At 32.3% G+C, this 15,970-nt stretch carries 15 protein-coding genes; 14 read left to right on the forward strand and 1 reads right to left on the reverse strand.

The window, feature by feature from the left end:
* Positions 1–263: 263 nt before the first annotated feature.
* From DP68_RS02890 to DP68_RS02915, 6 genes are all read left to right on the forward strand, one after another.
* Positions 264–701, forward strand: a complete 438-nt coding sequence (locus DP68_RS02890) for a LytTR family DNA-binding domain-containing protein (RefSeq protein ID WP_035305820.1) — start codon at positions 264–266, stop codon at positions 699–701.
* A gap of 13 nt (positions 702–714) precedes the next feature.
* The gene (locus DP68_RS02895) at positions 715–1,167 is read left to right on the forward strand and encodes a DUF3021 family protein (protein ID WP_035305823.1); all 453 of its coding nucleotides are present in this window, start codon (positions 715–717) and stop codon (positions 1,165–1,167) included.
* Positions 1,164–2,039: an ABC transporter ATP-binding protein gene (locus DP68_RS02900; protein WP_363330941.1), complete on the forward strand. Its 876-nt coding sequence runs from the start codon at positions 1,164–1,166 to the stop codon at positions 2,037–2,039. The genes DP68_RS02895 and DP68_RS02900 overlap by 4 nt, the downstream gene beginning before the upstream one ends.
* A 13-nt stretch (positions 2,040–2,052) precedes the next feature.
* On the forward strand, positions 2,053–2,868 hold the full coding sequence (locus DP68_RS02905; RefSeq protein ID WP_035305827.1) for an ABC transporter permease subunit: 816 nt from the start codon (positions 2,053–2,055) through the stop codon (positions 2,866–2,868).
* A gap of 182 nt (positions 2,869–3,050) precedes the next feature.
* A complete protein-coding gene (locus tag DP68_RS02910) occupies positions 3,051–4,334 on the forward strand; it encodes a ComEC/Rec2 family competence protein (protein WP_291546976.1) in 1,284 nt (427 codons plus the stop codon).
* 15 nt (positions 4,335–4,349) lie between these two features.
* A complete protein-coding gene (locus DP68_RS02915) occupies positions 4,350–4,553 on the forward strand; it encodes a DUF3006 domain-containing protein (protein ID WP_035305830.1) in 204 nt (67 codons plus the stop codon).
* A gap of 83 nt (positions 4,554–4,636) precedes the next feature.
* On the opposite strand, the gene DP68_RS02920 is transcribed toward DP68_RS02915, so the two are convergent.
* Positions 4,637–5,191, reverse strand: a complete 555-nt coding sequence (locus DP68_RS02920) for a phosphatidylinositol kinase (RefSeq protein ID WP_035305833.1) — start codon at positions 5,189–5,191, stop codon at positions 4,637–4,639.
* An 832-nt stretch (positions 5,192–6,023) separates the two neighbouring features.
* Between DP68_RS02920 and DP68_RS02925 the strand changes: the two genes are divergently transcribed.
* The 8 genes from DP68_RS02925 (at position 6,024) to DP68_RS02960 (ending at position 15,966) form a co-directional block, all read left to right on the forward strand.
* Positions 6,024–7,694 carry a ribonuclease J gene (locus tag DP68_RS02925; RefSeq protein WP_035305835.1) on the forward strand — a complete coding sequence of 557 codons (1,671 nt, stop codon included), beginning with the start codon at positions 6,024–6,026 and terminating at the stop codon, positions 7,692–7,694.
* Positions 7,695–8,024: 330 nt separating this feature from the next.
* Positions 8,025–8,708, forward strand: a complete 684-nt coding sequence (locus DP68_RS02930; protein ID WP_035305837.1) for a FadR/GntR family transcriptional regulator — start codon at positions 8,025–8,027, stop codon at positions 8,706–8,708.
* 23 nt (positions 8,709–8,731) lie between these two features.
* The gene (locus DP68_RS02935; RefSeq protein ID WP_291546979.1) at positions 8,732–10,096 is read left to right on the forward strand and encodes an acyclic terpene utilization AtuA family protein; all 1,365 of its coding nucleotides are present in this window, start codon (positions 8,732–8,734) and stop codon (positions 10,094–10,096) included.
* The gene (locus tag DP68_RS02940; protein ID WP_035305842.1) at positions 10,096–10,407 is read left to right on the forward strand and encodes a DUF4387 domain-containing protein; all 312 of its coding nucleotides are present in this window, start codon (positions 10,096–10,098) and stop codon (positions 10,405–10,407) included. The genes DP68_RS02935 and DP68_RS02940 overlap by 1 nt, the downstream gene beginning before the upstream one ends.
* 13 nt (positions 10,408–10,420) lie before the next feature.
* A complete protein-coding gene (locus DP68_RS02945; protein WP_291546982.1) occupies positions 10,421–11,383 on the forward strand; it encodes an ABC transporter permease subunit in 963 nt (320 codons plus the stop codon).
* A gap of 3 nt (positions 11,384–11,386) precedes the next feature.
* Positions 11,387–12,283, forward strand: coding sequence for a carbohydrate ABC transporter permease (locus DP68_RS02950; RefSeq protein WP_035305845.1), 897 nt, complete (start codon positions 11,387–11,389; stop codon positions 12,281–12,283).
* Between the two features lie 22 nt (positions 12,284–12,305).
* On the forward strand, positions 12,306–13,805 hold the full coding sequence (locus DP68_RS02955) for an extracellular solute-binding protein (RefSeq protein ID WP_035305847.1): 1,500 nt from the start codon (positions 12,306–12,308) through the stop codon (positions 13,803–13,805).
* A 58-nt stretch (positions 13,806–13,863) separates the two neighbouring features.
* Positions 13,864–15,966: an ADP-ribosylglycohydrolase family protein gene (locus DP68_RS02960; RefSeq protein ID WP_291546983.1), complete on the forward strand. Its 2,103-nt coding sequence runs from the start codon at positions 13,864–13,866 to the stop codon at positions 15,964–15,966.
* Positions 15,967–15,970: the final 4 nt, after the last annotated feature.

Below are 15,970 nucleotides of genomic sequence, written 5' to 3' on the forward strand. Positions count from 1 at the left end.
TGTGAAATTCATACTAAGTAATAGTAGCATGGGAAGCGAAAAATGTCTACATTTGTCACGCTAAAAAATTATGAACAAATTGAAAATTAAATAAAATGAATAAAATTATTTAATTGTAATAAAATGAAAAAATTTACTTTTATGCAGATGCTTGTTTGTAACTTAGTAGTTATATAATGCAACTTAGCATTACACATATTTACTTAATAAGTTGAGTTGTTTATAGTTAAATTATAAATAATGCTTTTACAGGTGGTGTTAGATTGAAGATTACAATAAATGAATCCTCTAACAATTCAGAAGTAGAAATAATAATTAAATGTAAAGCAGTTGACGATGAAATTCATAGGATAATGTCTATGATTAAAAACTCTGAAGAAAAAATTCTTGGCATAGTGGATGGTTCAACTCATTTTATAGAGCCCGAGAATATATTTTATTTTGAAAGTGTGGATAAAAAGACATTTATGTATACAAAGTCACAGGTACTCGAAACACATTTAAAATTATATGAGATTGAGAAGAAATTGACAAAATATGATTTTTTTAGAGCCAGTAAGTCAACTGTAATTAACATTTCAAAGATTAAAAGACTATCACCAAGATTTAATGGAAAGCTGGAGGTACTTTTAGAAAATGATGAAAGGCTTATTATTTCAAGACAATATGTGAGGATTATAAAAGAAATTTTAGGACTATAGAGGAGGGGTTACAGTGAAAAAGTTTGTAGAATTTACTGTCCAATTTAAATTTGTGTGGGGATTATTTTTTACAGCAGCAATGTTATTATATACCACGATAAGTATGATTTTGGGTGCTAAATCTATGGAGTTTGTTGTTGTGTGGAAATTTGTTTTAATAACTCTTATTATTACTTCCTTTCATTACCTTATTTTTGGGGAACTAATATTAAGTACTACTAAAACCAAATATAAAGTGATGATACATTCTATATTGTGCTATGTTACATTATTTATATGGAGTGCATTCCTTAATTGGGTAAGCATTTCAAGTATTATCTCTGTGATGATATTTACTTTAGGGTATATTACTTTATACTCACTATGTATGCTTTCATTTTATATTTATTATAAGTCAACTGGAGAGGAATTGAATAATAGGTTAACAGCATATAAACAAAATTTAAATAAGGAGAAAAGTCAATGATGAATGTAATTGAAATCCAAAGTTTAACAAAGTCATATGGTAAAATTCGTGGCATAGAAAGTGTAAACTTACAGGTTAAACAAGGAGAGATATTTGGATTTATAGGACCCAATGGTGCCGGTAAATCTACTACCATAAAGGTGTTATTAAATCTCATTTTTCCAACCTCAGGGGAGGCAAAAATTTTTGGTTTAAATTGTGTTAGTGAAGGGACTAAAATTAAAGAAAGCATAGGATATGTGCCAAGTGAAGTTAGATATTATGACAATATGAAGGTTTCTGAGCTTATCCATTATGCTGAATCCTTTCACAAAAATGTGGATAGTGATTATGTAGCCCAGTTATGCAAAATTTTTGATGTGGAACTTGATAAAAGCATTTCTGAACTTTCCCTTGGAAATAGGAAGAAGGTTGCCATTGTTCAAGCCATGCTTCATAAGCCAGAGCTTTTAATTTTAGATGAACCTACTAATGGGTTAGATCCTTTAATCCAGCAAAAGCTTTTTAATACGTTATTATCTTTAAAGGGAAAAGGTACAACTATATTTTTATCAAGTCATAACCTTACAGAAGTGGAAGCATTTTGTGATAAAGTTGCTATCATAAAGGAAGGGAAAATAGTAGATGTTAAAGATATATCTAGTTTTACTAACAGAAAGATAAAAAGAGTTACTCTAAAGCTTTCAGAAAGTATTGAAGATGAAATTAGAAGCATTGGTGGAGAAATCTTGAATAAGGGTAAGGAAAGTTTGGTTTTTGACTACAATGGAAATATAAATAAGCTTATTTCCGTAATAATAAAATACAATTTAAAGGATATTACAATAGAAGAAAAGAAGCTATCGGAAGTATTCATGAGTTACTATAAGTAAGGGGGGGAAATAAATGAATGTATTTAAGATGGAAGTGAAAAATGGTATGAGACCCTTGAGTATATGGAGCATTATTTGTGTGCTTTTGACTATTTTATTTATGTCCATGTTTCCTTCTATGAAGGATAGTGGGATGAAGGAAATAGTAAATACAAAAATGGATGCAATGCCTCAGGCAATATTAGAGGCTTTTAATTTAAAGAGCATGCCTGATTTTACAAAGTTAAATGAATATTTTGCATACGTTTTTCAATATATAGTGATAGCAGGAGGCATTTACGCAGGTATGTTGGGAGCAAAATCCCTTATCAAAGAAGAAAGTGAAGGAACTATAGAATTTCTTTATGCACAGCCAATAAGCAGGAATAAAATCGTTACAATGAAAATTTTATCTTCACTGGCATTATTTTATATATTTGTTGTAATAATAGCTGTTGCTTCAACTATAATATCGCTAATTGTAAAACCATCTGATTTAAAAATAATAAGCTTGATTATAGATTTGAAAATGCTTTTTTCAGCATTCATGTTAGTAGGTTTAGTATTTATGGCTGTAGGGTTTTTACTGTCTTCCTTAATTTCACATCTAAGACTTGCAATGCCTATATTCATGGGGTTTTTCTTTACAACATATCTTTTAGGTATGTTCTCTAATATGATAGGTCAGCTTAAATTCCTAAAGTATTTTTCACCTTTTCACTATGCAGTACCATTAGAAATTATAAAAGATGGATTTGATGGAATAAGTATAGCTTTAGCACTGGTGATAATTTTTCTATCTATTTCAATTACGTACATTACTTACAGAAAGAAAGATTTTAGAATATAAGTGGTCTGTGCTGATATGAATAAAATATATATAAAACCTGTGTCAGAATATATAAATATTTAATATGACATAGGGTTTTAATTTTATAAATTGAGGAAATGTTTTTAATAAACTAATAATTGAAAAGCATCACTACTACTATGTATAATATAATCTAGATAAAACAACAAGGAGGAGATTTTTTGAAAGAAACAATTAAGAGGATACTAAACTTAGATTTTAGATTTAGGGTAGGCGCTAAGTATATTAAGGTATCCATGGCAGCATGTATATCAGCATTTGTAATTATGGGAATGGCTACGGGGTGCACATCTACATCAGGAGATGATAAGGCAACAATAGCTCCAGTTGAAACCAAGGACACAAAGAAGGAAGATAATACATCTAAAGATACTAAAGTGTCAGTAAATGGAGAACTTAAAGTTCATTTCATAGATGTGGGACAGGCTGATTCTATATTAGTTCAACAAGGAAACTCTGCGATGCTTGTTGATGCAGGAAATAATGCAGATAACCAAACAGTTAAGAGTTATTTAGATAAGCAGGGAATTACTGAACTTAAGTACTTCATTGGCACACATAAGGATGAAGATCATATTGGAAGTGCAGATTACATAATAAATTCTTTTAAGGTAGGAAAGGTATATTTCCCAAAGCAGACAGCAACTACAAAGACCTTTGAAGACTTTGTAAGAGTTGTTAAGGGTAAAGGACTTAAGCTTACTGTTCCAACTGTAGGGGAAAGCTTTAAATTAGGAGATGCCATTGTTACTGTACTTGCTCCAAATAGCTCCAGTTATCAGGACGCTAACGATTATTCAATAGTAGTTAAAGTATCTTATGGCAGTACTTCGTTTTTACTAACTGGAGATGCTGAAAGTGTAAGTGAAAGCGAAATGGTAAGTAAGGGCTTAGATTTAAGAGCTACAGTACTTAAAGTAGGACACCATGGAAGTAAATCATCAACTAGTCAAAGCTTCTTAAATAAAGTAAATCCTAAGTATGCAGTTATTTCAGTAGGTAAAGATAATGACTATGGACATCCTAAACAAGAAGTGATGAACAGATTAAAAGTAAAAAATATACCTGTTTATAGAACTGATGAAAAAGGAACTATAGTAGCTACAAGTAACGGAAGTGAAGTAAAATTTAGTACAAACCCTGGCAGTTATAATGGTGCAGCTTCAAGTTCAAGCTCATCAAGCTCTACAGGAAATAGTGCAACTACAAAAACTCAAGTTGTACCAGCAATCGTTGCTCCAAAGTCTACTGCACCAACGGCACCTAAAACAACTGCACCAGCAAATAATAATGCTAGGATAGTATATCATACGCCTTCAGGGAAATCCTATCATTATGACAAAAATTGCAAAACACTTTCAAGAAGTAAAACAATACTACAATTTACTTTAGGGGAAGCTATTAACTCAAGTCATTCAGATCCGTGTGATGTTTGTACTTACTAGGAGGTTTAAAAGGCTATGAAAGTAATAATTGATAGATTTGAAGGGGATTTTGCGGTATGTGAAAAAGAAAATAAAGCTATGATAGATATACCCAAGGAAATTTTGCCTGAAGAAGCTAAAGAGGGCGATGTGCTCGATATAAATATTAGCATTGATACTGAAGAAACCGAAAATAGAAAAAAGATTATTGAAGAATTGACTAAAGACATTTGGGCATAAGTGCCACCCACGTGACAAGTGGCAAGTACTAATATGAAAACATACCTAGATTTATGTGAATTAAATCTAGGTATGTTTTCTTTTTAATCTACAAACTCATTATTTTTAAAGTTTCCAACATTAACTTTACCATCAGCAAATATGTACATCCCTTGCCCTTCTCTTACATCATTTTTCCAAGCACCTACATATTTATCACCATCGGACCAGGTATGAATGCCGTAACCATGCCTTAAGTCATTTGACCATTCACCGGCATAAACGTCTCCATCTGGCCAAGAGCAAACTCCTTCACCAGATCGGGCACCATTTTCCCAATTACCTACATATACTTCTCCATCTGGCCAGGTATAAATTCCATGACCGTGTTTATCATCATTTTTCCATTGACCTATATATTTTTCTCCACATGACCAGGTAAAGGTGCCTTGACCATCCATTTGATCATTTTTCCATTGACCTGTATATATACTGCCATCTTTATAAAAATAAGTACCTTCCCCATGCATTCTACCGTCTTTGCGGTCGCCAACATAGGAACCACCATGAACATGAGCTGTATGCTCTGGTGCAGCAATTTCTACATTTGTCATTTTTAACTTTTTAAGATTGGAATTATTTATTGTAATTTTTTTCATATGCAAATTTCTCCTTATATTCCTTAATTTCATTTTTATTATGCCACAAGTAAAATTAAATTTCATGTTTTTCTACAATATATTTTATTGAAGTATTTACTTTTGAATATTATCTTCTTTAGTTTTATTAAATTTTTATTATTTATACATAAATTATTGATAGGGATATTTATTCGAACTTGATTATTTGTAAATTATAGTATATAATAACATAAATTATAGCGTGATAAATAATATGATAAACATAAGTAAAATAAGGAGTATATAAGAATTACTGAAGCTACTTTAACTAATATATATGAATGTAGATATGAAAAAAGATGAATGAATATAAATTGCCTCAATTTATAGGGCAAAGGTTTTATATTTATCCAAGTTTTTTCATGGGCAATGGACCATAAGAACAAGTCCAATTATATTAATATAATGTGGAAGTTATTAGTGAATTTATTATTTGTATAGTGACACTAAATTAAATTTTGCTCTTTTGCAACGTTGAATAATTATTTTTGATATGAAAAAATCAAATTAAAAAGTCAGGCTAAGGGTAGATGTAGGCTTTAATAAATTATTAATGAAATGCATGGAGAAAATTATTATAGAAAAGTTTATTACTTTAGTGAACTGTTAACCGGATTTTAGATGAAAATATTGAAATTTAAAAATAAGTATGAATAAAAGTAAGTATGTAAAATTTAAAAGAAATATTAACTAGTGTTCCTAATTATTATAAAGGCACTTGTTTTGTAATATTGTTAATGAAATAAACTTAAGAATTTAATGGTGAAGAGCCTGGAAGTAGGGCACGTTTCTTTGCCGGATAGGAGATTAAATGATAACGAAAAACAAACCCAAAGTAAAGGTGATTGCCTTAGGCGGTCTAGGAGAGATTGGAAAAAATATTACTGCTATAGAATATGATAATGAAATAATTGTTATTGATTGTGGTTTAGCTTTTCCTGATTCAGAAATGTATGGTATAGATTTAGTTATACCAGATATAACGTATTTACTCAATAATAGAGAGAAAGTAAAGGGTTTTGTATTAACCCATGGCCATGAAGATCATATAGGTGGTCTTCCATATGTTTTACAAGAGTTAAATGTACCTGTTTATGGTACAAGATTAACATTAGGCTTAGTAAAAAGTAAATTAGAAGAGCATAATATGGTTTCTGATTGTACTCTTATTGAAGTTAAACCAGGAGAAGAGGTTAAAACGGAACATTTTAAAGTTGAATTTATACGAACTTGCCATAGTATTGCAGATGCTTGTGCGTTAGCCATACAAACTCCAGAAGGCACCATAGTTCATACTGGAGATTTTAAAATAGATTATACGCCTATTGATGGGGAAGTAATAAATCTTCATCGTTTTGCAAAGCTCGGAAGCCAAAAGGTGCTATTATTAATGGCAGATAGTACAAATGTTGAACGTCCAGGCTATACAGTTTCAGAAAAGATTATAGGGGAAAATTTAACAAGGATCTTTGGCACTGCAAAAGGTAGAGTAATTGTAGCTTCCTTTGCATCCAATATTAATAGAATTCAACAAATTATTAATTCATCCTTGTTTTACGGAAGAAAAGTTGCATTTAGTGGAAGAAGTATGGAGAAGATTTCTAAAATAGCTATGGAACTAGGTTATATGCAATTACCTGAAGATCAACTTATAAGCGTAGATGATATTGGCAAATATCCTGATGATAAAATAACAATTGTAACAACAGGAAGTCAAGGAGAGCCAATGGCTGCCCTTTCAAGAATAGCATATGGAACCCACAGAAAGATAAGTGTTGATAGAGGTGATTTGGTAATTATTTCTGCTTCACCAATTCCTGGAAACGAGAAGCCTATATCTAAACTCATAGACGAGCTTTTTAAGAAGGGGGCAGAAGTAATTTATAATGCCTTAGAAGAAGTTCATGTTTCAGGTCACGCTTGTCAGGAAGAGTTAAAGCTGATTCATACGTTAATTAAACCTAAATTTTTCATGCCTGTCCATGGTGAATATAGGCATTTGAGACAGCATGGATTGCTAGCTGAAAGTTTAGGTATGGATTCCAAAAATATATTTCTTTTAGAAACTGGACAGACGCTAGAACTAAGTAGAAGTAGTGCTAAAAGATCAGGAAGAGTTACTTCAGGCGCGGTTATGATAGATGGTCTTGGTATCGGTGATGTAGGAAATATAGTACTAAGGGATAGAAAGCACTTATCACAGGATGGTATATTAACCGTAGTAGTAACAATAGATAAAGCTTCATCTACTGTACTTTCAGGACCAGATATTATTACAAGAGGATTTGTTTATGTAAAAGAATCTGGAAATTTATTAAATGAAGCAACTGAAGTAGTAAAAGCTGAATTAGATAAATGTATGGAGAAAAAGGTTACTGAATGGTTAGTAATAAAATCTAGTATAAAATACTCATTAGGACAGTTCTTATACACTAAAACAAGAAGAAAACCTATTATTCTTCCAATAATTATGGAAATATAAATACTACTAGATATAGTTAATATAATAAGAATTAAAGCACCCCGTAAATATTTTTATATTTACGGGGTGCTTTTTTATTAAAAGGCTAAGGTAGAGCCCCAGGGGATACCATAAGATAGGTTTATCTCATGGAGCAAAATACATAAGTGGAAAACAAAACTAAATAAAGGAAATATATTGAATTGAATGAATATTTGTGTTATATTATTTTTGTAAAGATTTTCCGAAAAAGTTTTTATTTATTTTTTTTAAATTTAATTGTTGAACAATTAAACAATTAAACAATTAAACAATTGTGCAATAAGTTGTTTTACTATTGGAGGTAATATTTTGTTTACACAACTAAAATCTAAGAAATTATCAGAAAGAGTATCTCAACAAATAATAGGTCTTATTGAATCTGGTGAATTAAAACCTGGGGACAAACTACCTGCTGAAAATATATTTGCTGAAAAGCTAGGAGTAAGCAGAGGAATACTTAGAGAAGCTCTGACATTACTGCAGTTCCAAGGTATCATTAGTAGAAAACCTAAAGATGGAACTTATATTAGAGAATTATCTAAATATAATTCTATTGGTGAATCAATTTTAAAATCCCTGAAAGAAGCTTCTTATCAAGATTTAATTGAAGTTAGAGAATCTTTAGAGCAAAGGGCAGTGGAACTAGCTATAGAAAGAGCAAGTGATGAACAAATAAGGGAAATAGAAACCTATCTAAACAGCATAAATGTCAATGATGCATATGACAACATAACAGATTATGATTTTCATTTAAAGCTTGCAGAGTTGTCTAAAAATGTATTGCTGATTAATTTTATAGAAAGTTATTATGGACTCATTAAAGAGCTCGGCAAAATGAGCAGCAAGAATCAAGAACGTAGACAAGTCATAATAGAAGAGCATAAAGCAATCATAGATTTAATAATTAAAAGAGATGCAGATGGAGCAAAGGCAGCAGTTACATACCACCTAAGAAAAGTTAAAGAATCAATACAAACTGGTGATATAAAATAAACTATAGAATTGAGGGGAGTAAAGTGAAAGATCAAATTAAAATATTATCACCCTGTGCAATTTTAGGATATGGATTTTCTATTGAATCCTTTGTAAATGGGATGAAGGAAAACCCAGACGCTGTAGTTGTAGATGCAGGTTCAACAGATGCAGGTCCCCATAAGCTGGGTGCTGGTGTTGCCATAGTTAGTAGACTCGCATGCAAAAAAGATTTATCAGTTTTAATTAAAGAAAGTAGAAAATATAAGATTCCACTTGTAATAGGTTCGGCAGGGGGATCAGGGGCTAAAGTCCACACTGAATGGACTATGGATATAATAAATGAAATTTTAGAAGAAGAAAATATTAAGTGTAAGCTTGCTATAATTTGGGCCGATATTCCCAAAGATAGGATTAATGCAGCAATAAAGGAAAGCAAAGTTGAAGGTATGTCAAAAAATATACCAGTGCTTACTGAAGATATAGTAGATGAAACTAATAATATAGTAGCACAGATGGGAGTGGAGCCAATACTTGAAGCTTTAGAAAATAAGGCGGATATAATTATATGCGGCAGAGCCTATGATCCAGCACCTTTTGCGGCCATTGGAATATATAATGGATTTGACAAAGCTTTATCTTATCATCTTGGTAAGATACTAGAATGTGGTGCACTATGTTCTGAGCCTGGCTCTGCAAAGGATTGTATTATGGGGGCATTAAGCAAGGATAACTTTGAAGTATATCCTATTAACAAAGCTAGAAGATGTACTCCAATAAGTGTAGCAGCGCACACATTTTATGAGAAGGACCATCCGTATATTTTAAAAGGCCCGGGAATAGTATTAAACTTAGAAGATTGCGAATTTGAGGCTGTAAGTGAAAATAGAGTAAGGGTAAAGGGCAGCAGAATAGAAAAAACTCCTGTTTATAAAATTAAACTAGAAGGTGCTAGACAGAAGGCGTTTAGAACTTTTGTAATGGCAGGTGTAAGGGATCCGATTTTAATCGACAAAATTGAAGAGGTTCAAAATGACGTTGTAAAAAGCGTTAAAGAATATTTCTCTGAAATACCAACGGAAGATTACACAATAAACTTTTATAACTATGGCAAGAATGGGGTAATGGGTGAATTAGAGCCTATTAAGGATACTCCACATGAGATAGGAGTGCTCTTTGAGGTGTTAGCAAAAACTCAAAATCAGGCATCAACCATATGCAGCTCAGTACGTTCAACCTTTATGCACTATGGATATGAGGGGAGGAAGTCAACATCTGGGAATTTGGCATTTCCTTTTGCACCTAGCGATGTGGAATTTGGTATTGTATATGAGTTTTCAGTTTATCATCTAATGGAAGTAAAAGACGGTAAGGAAATGTTCCCTATCGAGTACAGGGAGGTACAGTAATGGATAGGTTAGTTGATATTGCAAAGGTTCTTAGAAGTAAAAATAGTGGACCCTTTGAAATAACATTAGATATTCTATTTGATACTATAGAAAAATATGAAAGGGTAGTAAAATCAGGCAAAATAAATAAGGAGTTAATAGCCTCTTTATATAAAATTCCTACTGATGATATTACTAATTTAGTATTCTTCAAAAAGGGGCTGGGAATAAAAATAACATTCAATAGGAAAACGTCTTCAGGAACCTGCGGAGACAGAGATGTTTATGGTGCACAGCAGCATGCTCCTCTTTTTGATATTTTAATACCATGAAAGGAGGAGGACTATGGAGTTAAAACCATCAACAACAGAAAAATACGATAAGATAAAAGCTAAACAGCTAAAGCCTTCAGTAAAGTCAAAACTTAAGAAGATTAAAGAAGATAAAGCTCTTTATCTAATGCTTCTTCCAACACTCATTTACTTTATTATTTTTAGGCTATGGCCAATTTTGAATATGAAGCTTGCTTTTTACGATTATAGATCACTAGGACCATGGAAATGGGCAGGACTTAAATACTTTAAGCTTATTTTTAAATCACCATTATTTGAAGTAATTGTAAAAAACACATTAATTATAAGCTTTATGAAATATGTGATACTATTCCCATTTATAGTACTGTTTGCAATATTACTTACAGAGCTAAAAAGTAATATATTTAGAAAATATGTACAAGTAGTTTCATTTTTACCGCACTTTCTTTCTTGGGTAGTTATTGCGGGAATATGGATATCATTTTTATCTCCATCATCAGGAGCGATAAATCAAATACTAGGAATATTTAATATATCACCTATAGACTTCATGACAGATAAGGAAAAAATAAGATGGGTATTATTATTTTCTGAAGCATGGAGAAGTATAGGATGGGACTCAATAATATATTTCACAGCAATAATTTCAATAAGTCCAAATATATTTGAGGCTGCTGAAATAGATGGTGCAAACAGGCTTGATATAATAAGGTATATAGTACTTCCAGCACTAGTTGTGCCAATGGTTACAATGTTTATCTTAAATTTAGGATTCTTTTTAAATGCTGGATTTGATCAGGTATTTAACTTTACTAATGATTCTGTGAACAGTGTAATTGATATACTAGATACCTATATTTATAGGTTAGGTCTTGTAAATGGTCAATATTCATTAGCTACAGCAGTAGGTGTTCTTAAGGGTATTATAGGCGTATTGCTAGTGTTAATAACACATTTCATCAGTAAAAAATTAACAGGTGAGGGGGTATGGTAGTAAATGAAGTATAAAAGCAAACTTAAAAAGTTTAGTATATATCAGATTACTTTAATGATATTTCTATTTATTCTAACGCTTACTATGATAATCCCCTTGCTTAACATACTTGCAGTATCGCTTTCAGATCCATCAGTATCACCTACTATGTCTGGACTAGACATAATACCTAAAAAGCTTAATTTTATTAATTATAAAATAGTGCTAAGTCATCCTGTATTACTGCCAGCTCTTTTTAATTCAGTGTTTATTACAGTGGTTGGGACTTTTATAAATATAGTATTAACTACTACAGCAGCTTATGTTTTAACAAGGCCAGGACTCATATTTAAAAAGGCTTTAATGGTGTTTTTAATATTTATGATGTTATTTGATCCAGGACTCGTGCCTGAATATCTGGTAATTAAGGATATAGGGTTAATAGGAAGTCAGTGGTCTGTAATACTAGTATCTGCTGTAAATGTTTATTATTTAATAATAATGATGCGATATTTTAATGAAGTACCAAAGGAGATGTTTGAAGCAGCTCAAATAGATGGATGTGGTCACATTAAAATGCTGTTTAAAATAGTGTTTCCTCTCGCAAAGGCTGGGGTAGCAACTATAACAATGTTTTATGCAGTAATCAGATGGAATGAGTATTTTAAGGCAAGCATTTATATAGGTGATGCTTCAAAAACTACTTTGCAGGTAATACTAAGGCAGTTTATTGTCTTAAACGATACCGTTTCAATTGTAGGAGCTCAAAATATATTAAATTACAACAGCTTAGCTCAGCTAGATTTCAATGCTTTAAAATACGCCACAATTATTGTGGCAATAATACCGATTCTAATTCTCTATCCAATGGTTCTTAAATACTATGCTAAGGACGTTATGGGTGGAGGAGTTAAGGAATAGATTATTTTAAGGGGGATTTATAATGAAAAAAACATTGACTTTAGTTCTGACAGCAGCTCTCATGGCTTCAGTATTTACAGGTTGTGGTAAAAGTAGTACAACTTCCAATGAAGTAAAAGATAATGGGAAAACTATTTCAGCTCCTAAGGAAATAGGAAGTGCGGATAAGCCAGTTAAAGTTAGTATAATCATAAAGGATGTAAGCCCAAAGGAAGAAGATGTAAAAAAACTTGAAGAAAAAATGGAAAAGGGAATGGCAGCAGAGAAAAAATATGTGGATGTACAATTTTTAGAAGCTCCAACGGGAACCTATAAAGATGCAGTACCATTAGCTTTTAGAACAGGGCAAATTTCTCCAGATTTAATATATTTTCAGGGTGGGGACCAGCCTATAGCTAATGAAGGATTACTTGAAGACTTAACACCATATATTGAAAGTTCAACAAATGTAAAGAATCTTATGGAAGAGCATAATAAAGTGAAAATGAAAAACTATCCATATTTACTATGGCTTTCACCAGCGAAAGTAAACACTCCTGTAATGAGAAAAGATTTATTTGATAAACTAGATAGTTCTAAAGCATTAATTGAAAATCCTACACCAGAAAATTATCATAAAATGTTTAAAGAACTTGTTGCTAAGGGATTAGTGAAATATGCTATCACTGCGGATGGTGACCTTACAAGGCTAGATACTGTATTTAATCATGCTTTTGGAGTTACATCTACAGTGATGAAAGTGGATGGGAAATGGGTATTTTCAAAAGCAACTAAGTTTGAAAGAGATAAACTTGAATTTTATGCTACTTTGTACAAGGAAGGTTTAATAGACAAAGAATATATAACTAAAAAGTGGGATACCATGGAAAAGTCCTTCTATGAAGGAGATGCAGCATTCGTTGCAGCAACTGCAGGAACAGTTATAAATATATATAATAACAAAATGACTCAAACAAAGGGAGCAGGAGCAGAACTTGTTGTTCTTCCACCTGCAAAAGGAGTTTCCCAGGCTTATCAATCTATAGATGTAACTAAGGAATCAAGAGGCTTTGCTATGAGTGCAAAATCAGAAGCTAAGGATGCAGCATGGGCAGTACTTGAGTTTATGGCAGGACCCGAAGGAAGAAAGTTAGATAAGTTAGGAATAGAGGGCGTTAACTATAAAATTGATGGAGATAAAATAGTTTATACTGAAAAATTCTCTGAGTGGTGGCCACGTTTCTGGGAGACACTTAATAAGTTTGATCCTAAACCAGCAGTAGAAAAAGCAGTTATGGCTAAGCCAGCTATGAAATCTCTTGAAATGGCACAGCAGTATTATAAAGAGGATACAAATATTTTAATACCTGAAGAATATTTGCCACAATGGGATGGTATGAATGCTCTTTATAAGGAATATGCTGCAGATATAATAAGAGGGGTTAAGCCTATAAGTGCTTTTGATGAATTTGTTACTAAATGGAATGCAGCAGGCGGTAATGATTTGAATAAGTATCTTGAAGAAAAATTTGCAAATAAATAAATGAAGTAATCAAGATAAGCGGCGCTAAAGTGCTGCTTATCTTGTAAAGGAGGACAAAATGATACCAGAAAATTATCTTGAAAAAACTTATGCAGGTTTTCTTGGAATGAACATAGGAATAAGGCTTGGTGCACCAGTGGAACCAACTATATGGACATATGAAAGAATAGAGAAAACCTATGGAGATATAACTAATTACGTAAAAGATTTCATCAATTTTGCAGCAGATGATGATGTTAATGGTCCTGTGTTTTTCTTGAGAGCTCTAAATGATGAGAAAATTCATGATGAACTTTTGCCGATGCATGTAGGAAATGCTTGGCTTAATTATGCTAGAGAAGGAGTAGGCATGTTTTGGTGGGGTGGTTATGGCACAAGCACAGAACATACTGCATACTTAAATTTAAAAAATGGAATTGAAGCACCTAAATCTGGATCTATAGAGCAAAATGGAGTAATACTAGCAGAACAAATAGGCGGACAAATATTTGTAGATACTTGGGGGCTTGTACTTCCCAATAATATAGAAAAGGCAGCAGCCTTTGCAAGGGCAGCAGCTAGTGTATCCCATGATGGGGATGGAATAAATGGAGCGGCGTTTATAGCTGCATGTATTTCTAAAGCATATGTAACCAGTGATGTAGAAGAAATTATATATGCTGGCCTTTCAGTTATACCTAAAGACTGCACTTATGCAAAAGTTACAAATGCAGTAATAGACTTTTATAAAAATCACCCTGATGATTTTAGATCATGTAGAAAATATCTAGAAGAGAATTGGGGATATGATAAGTATAGAGGAGTATGTCATATTATACCTAATGCTGGAGTTTGTATACTTTCTCTTCTTTATGGAAAAGGTGATTTTAATAGGACTGTTGAAATAGCTACAATGTGTGGCTGGGATACAGATTGCAATGCTGGTAATGTAGGAACTATTATGGGAGTTGCATGCGGATTATCAGGACTTGCACCACATTATAGAAAACCTATAAATGACGGTATAGTCTTATCGGGCATTTCGGGATATTTAAACATTATGGATGTTCCTAGCTATGCAAAGGAACTATGTTTACTAGGATATAAACTTGCAGGAGAAGGGGCGCCAAAGGAACTTCAGGAAAGCTTTAAAGAAGGCGAAATTTATTTTGACTTTGAATTTAGTGGAGCTACTCACAATATGAGGGTTTCAGATCCATTTTATTGCAGCATTAGACATACCACAGATAAAGCTTATAAGGGAACAGGATCTCTTGAAGTGCTATTTGACAGGATGGAAAGAGGTAAAAAGTGCAAAATATTTTACAAGCCATTTTATAGAAGACAAGATTTTAGTGATGAAAGATATAGCCCTGTATTTTCTCCAACGGCTTATCCAGGACAAACTGTTTCTATGATGGTATATGCAGAAAGATGGAATGGAGAGAGTATATATATTTCGCCATATATAAGAAATACACATACAAAGGAAGATGTAACAATAAGTGGAATGGTTATTAAAGAAGAAGGATGGCAGGAAATTAAATTTACAATTCCAGATATGAATGACGCAGTTATAGATGAGGTTGGAATAATTCTAGAAGGTAATTCACCTTCTAAAAATAAGGATCTTGGCAGATTATTTATTGATGAATTTAAAATATATGGCAAGTCTTCCTATAGTGTAGATATAAAGAAACAAAAACAAGAATTTGGATCTATCACTCCCTTTTCACACAATCATGGAGCTTGGAGCATAGAAGGAGACTATATGCAAGCAATCACTGTAGATCATGCAGAGGCTATGACTGGAAACTACTTTATGAAAGACATCTCTGTAAAGGGAGAAATAATACCTGAAAATGGGTACAGTCATTTAATATCTGCAAGGGTTCAAGGAGCTATTAGAGGATATTATGCTGGATTTGATGGAAAAGATAAAATCTCAATTTTATTAAATAATAAGTCTATGAAAACACTAGCATCAACAACATTTAAATGGGAATATGGGAAGAAATATGCTTTAGAACTTAAAGTACAAGGAAAGACTATTTCTCTTTCAATAGATAATAAAAAATTACTAACTGTGGAAGATGAAACTTTAAGTTATGGAATGGCAGGTTATGCAAAATACTCACTTGGAAGAACACTTTTTGGAAATTTAACAGTTCAAGAACTTTAAAAGG

It is taken from the genome of Clostridium sp. HMP27, assembly GCF_000765165.1.
GTDB lineage: Bacteria > Bacillota > Clostridia > Clostridiales > Clostridiaceae > Clostridium_AK.

What these genes read in the sequence shown, in the direction of transcription:
- DP68_RS02900 (WP_363330941.1), top strand. Translation starts at nt 1,164, where the DNA reads ATGATGAATGTAATTGAAATCCAAAGTTTAACAAAGTCATATGGTAAA.
- DP68_RS02905 (WP_035305827.1), top strand. Translation starts at nt 2,053, where the DNA reads ATGAATGTATTTAAGATGGAAGTGAAAAATGGTATGAGACCCTTGAGT.
- DP68_RS02915 (WP_035305830.1), top strand. Translation starts at nt 4,350, where the DNA reads ATGAAAGTAATAATTGATAGATTTGAAGGGGATTTTGCGGTATGTGAA.
- DP68_RS02920 (WP_035305833.1), bottom strand. Translation starts at nt 5,191, where the DNA reads ATGAAAAAAATTACAATAAATAATTCCAATCTTAAAAAGTTAAAAATG.
- DP68_RS02925 (WP_035305835.1), top strand. Translation starts at nt 6,024, where the DNA reads ATGATAACGAAAAACAAACCCAAAGTAAAGGTGATTGCCTTAGGCGGT.
- DP68_RS02940 (WP_035305842.1), top strand. Translation starts at nt 10,096, where the DNA reads ATGGATAGGTTAGTTGATATTGCAAAGGTTCTTAGAAGTAAAAATAGT.
- DP68_RS02945 (WP_291546982.1), top strand. Translation starts at nt 10,421, where the DNA reads ATGGAGTTAAAACCATCAACAACAGAAAAATACGATAAGATAAAAGCT.
- DP68_RS02950 (WP_035305845.1), top strand. Translation starts at nt 11,387, where the DNA reads ATGAAGTATAAAAGCAAACTTAAAAAGTTTAGTATATATCAGATTACT.
- DP68_RS02955 (WP_035305847.1), top strand. Translation starts at nt 12,306, where the DNA reads ATGAAAAAAACATTGACTTTAGTTCTGACAGCAGCTCTCATGGCTTCA.
- DP68_RS02960 (WP_291546983.1), top strand. Translation starts at nt 13,864, where the DNA reads ATGATACCAGAAAATTATCTTGAAAAAACTTATGCAGGTTTTCTTGGA.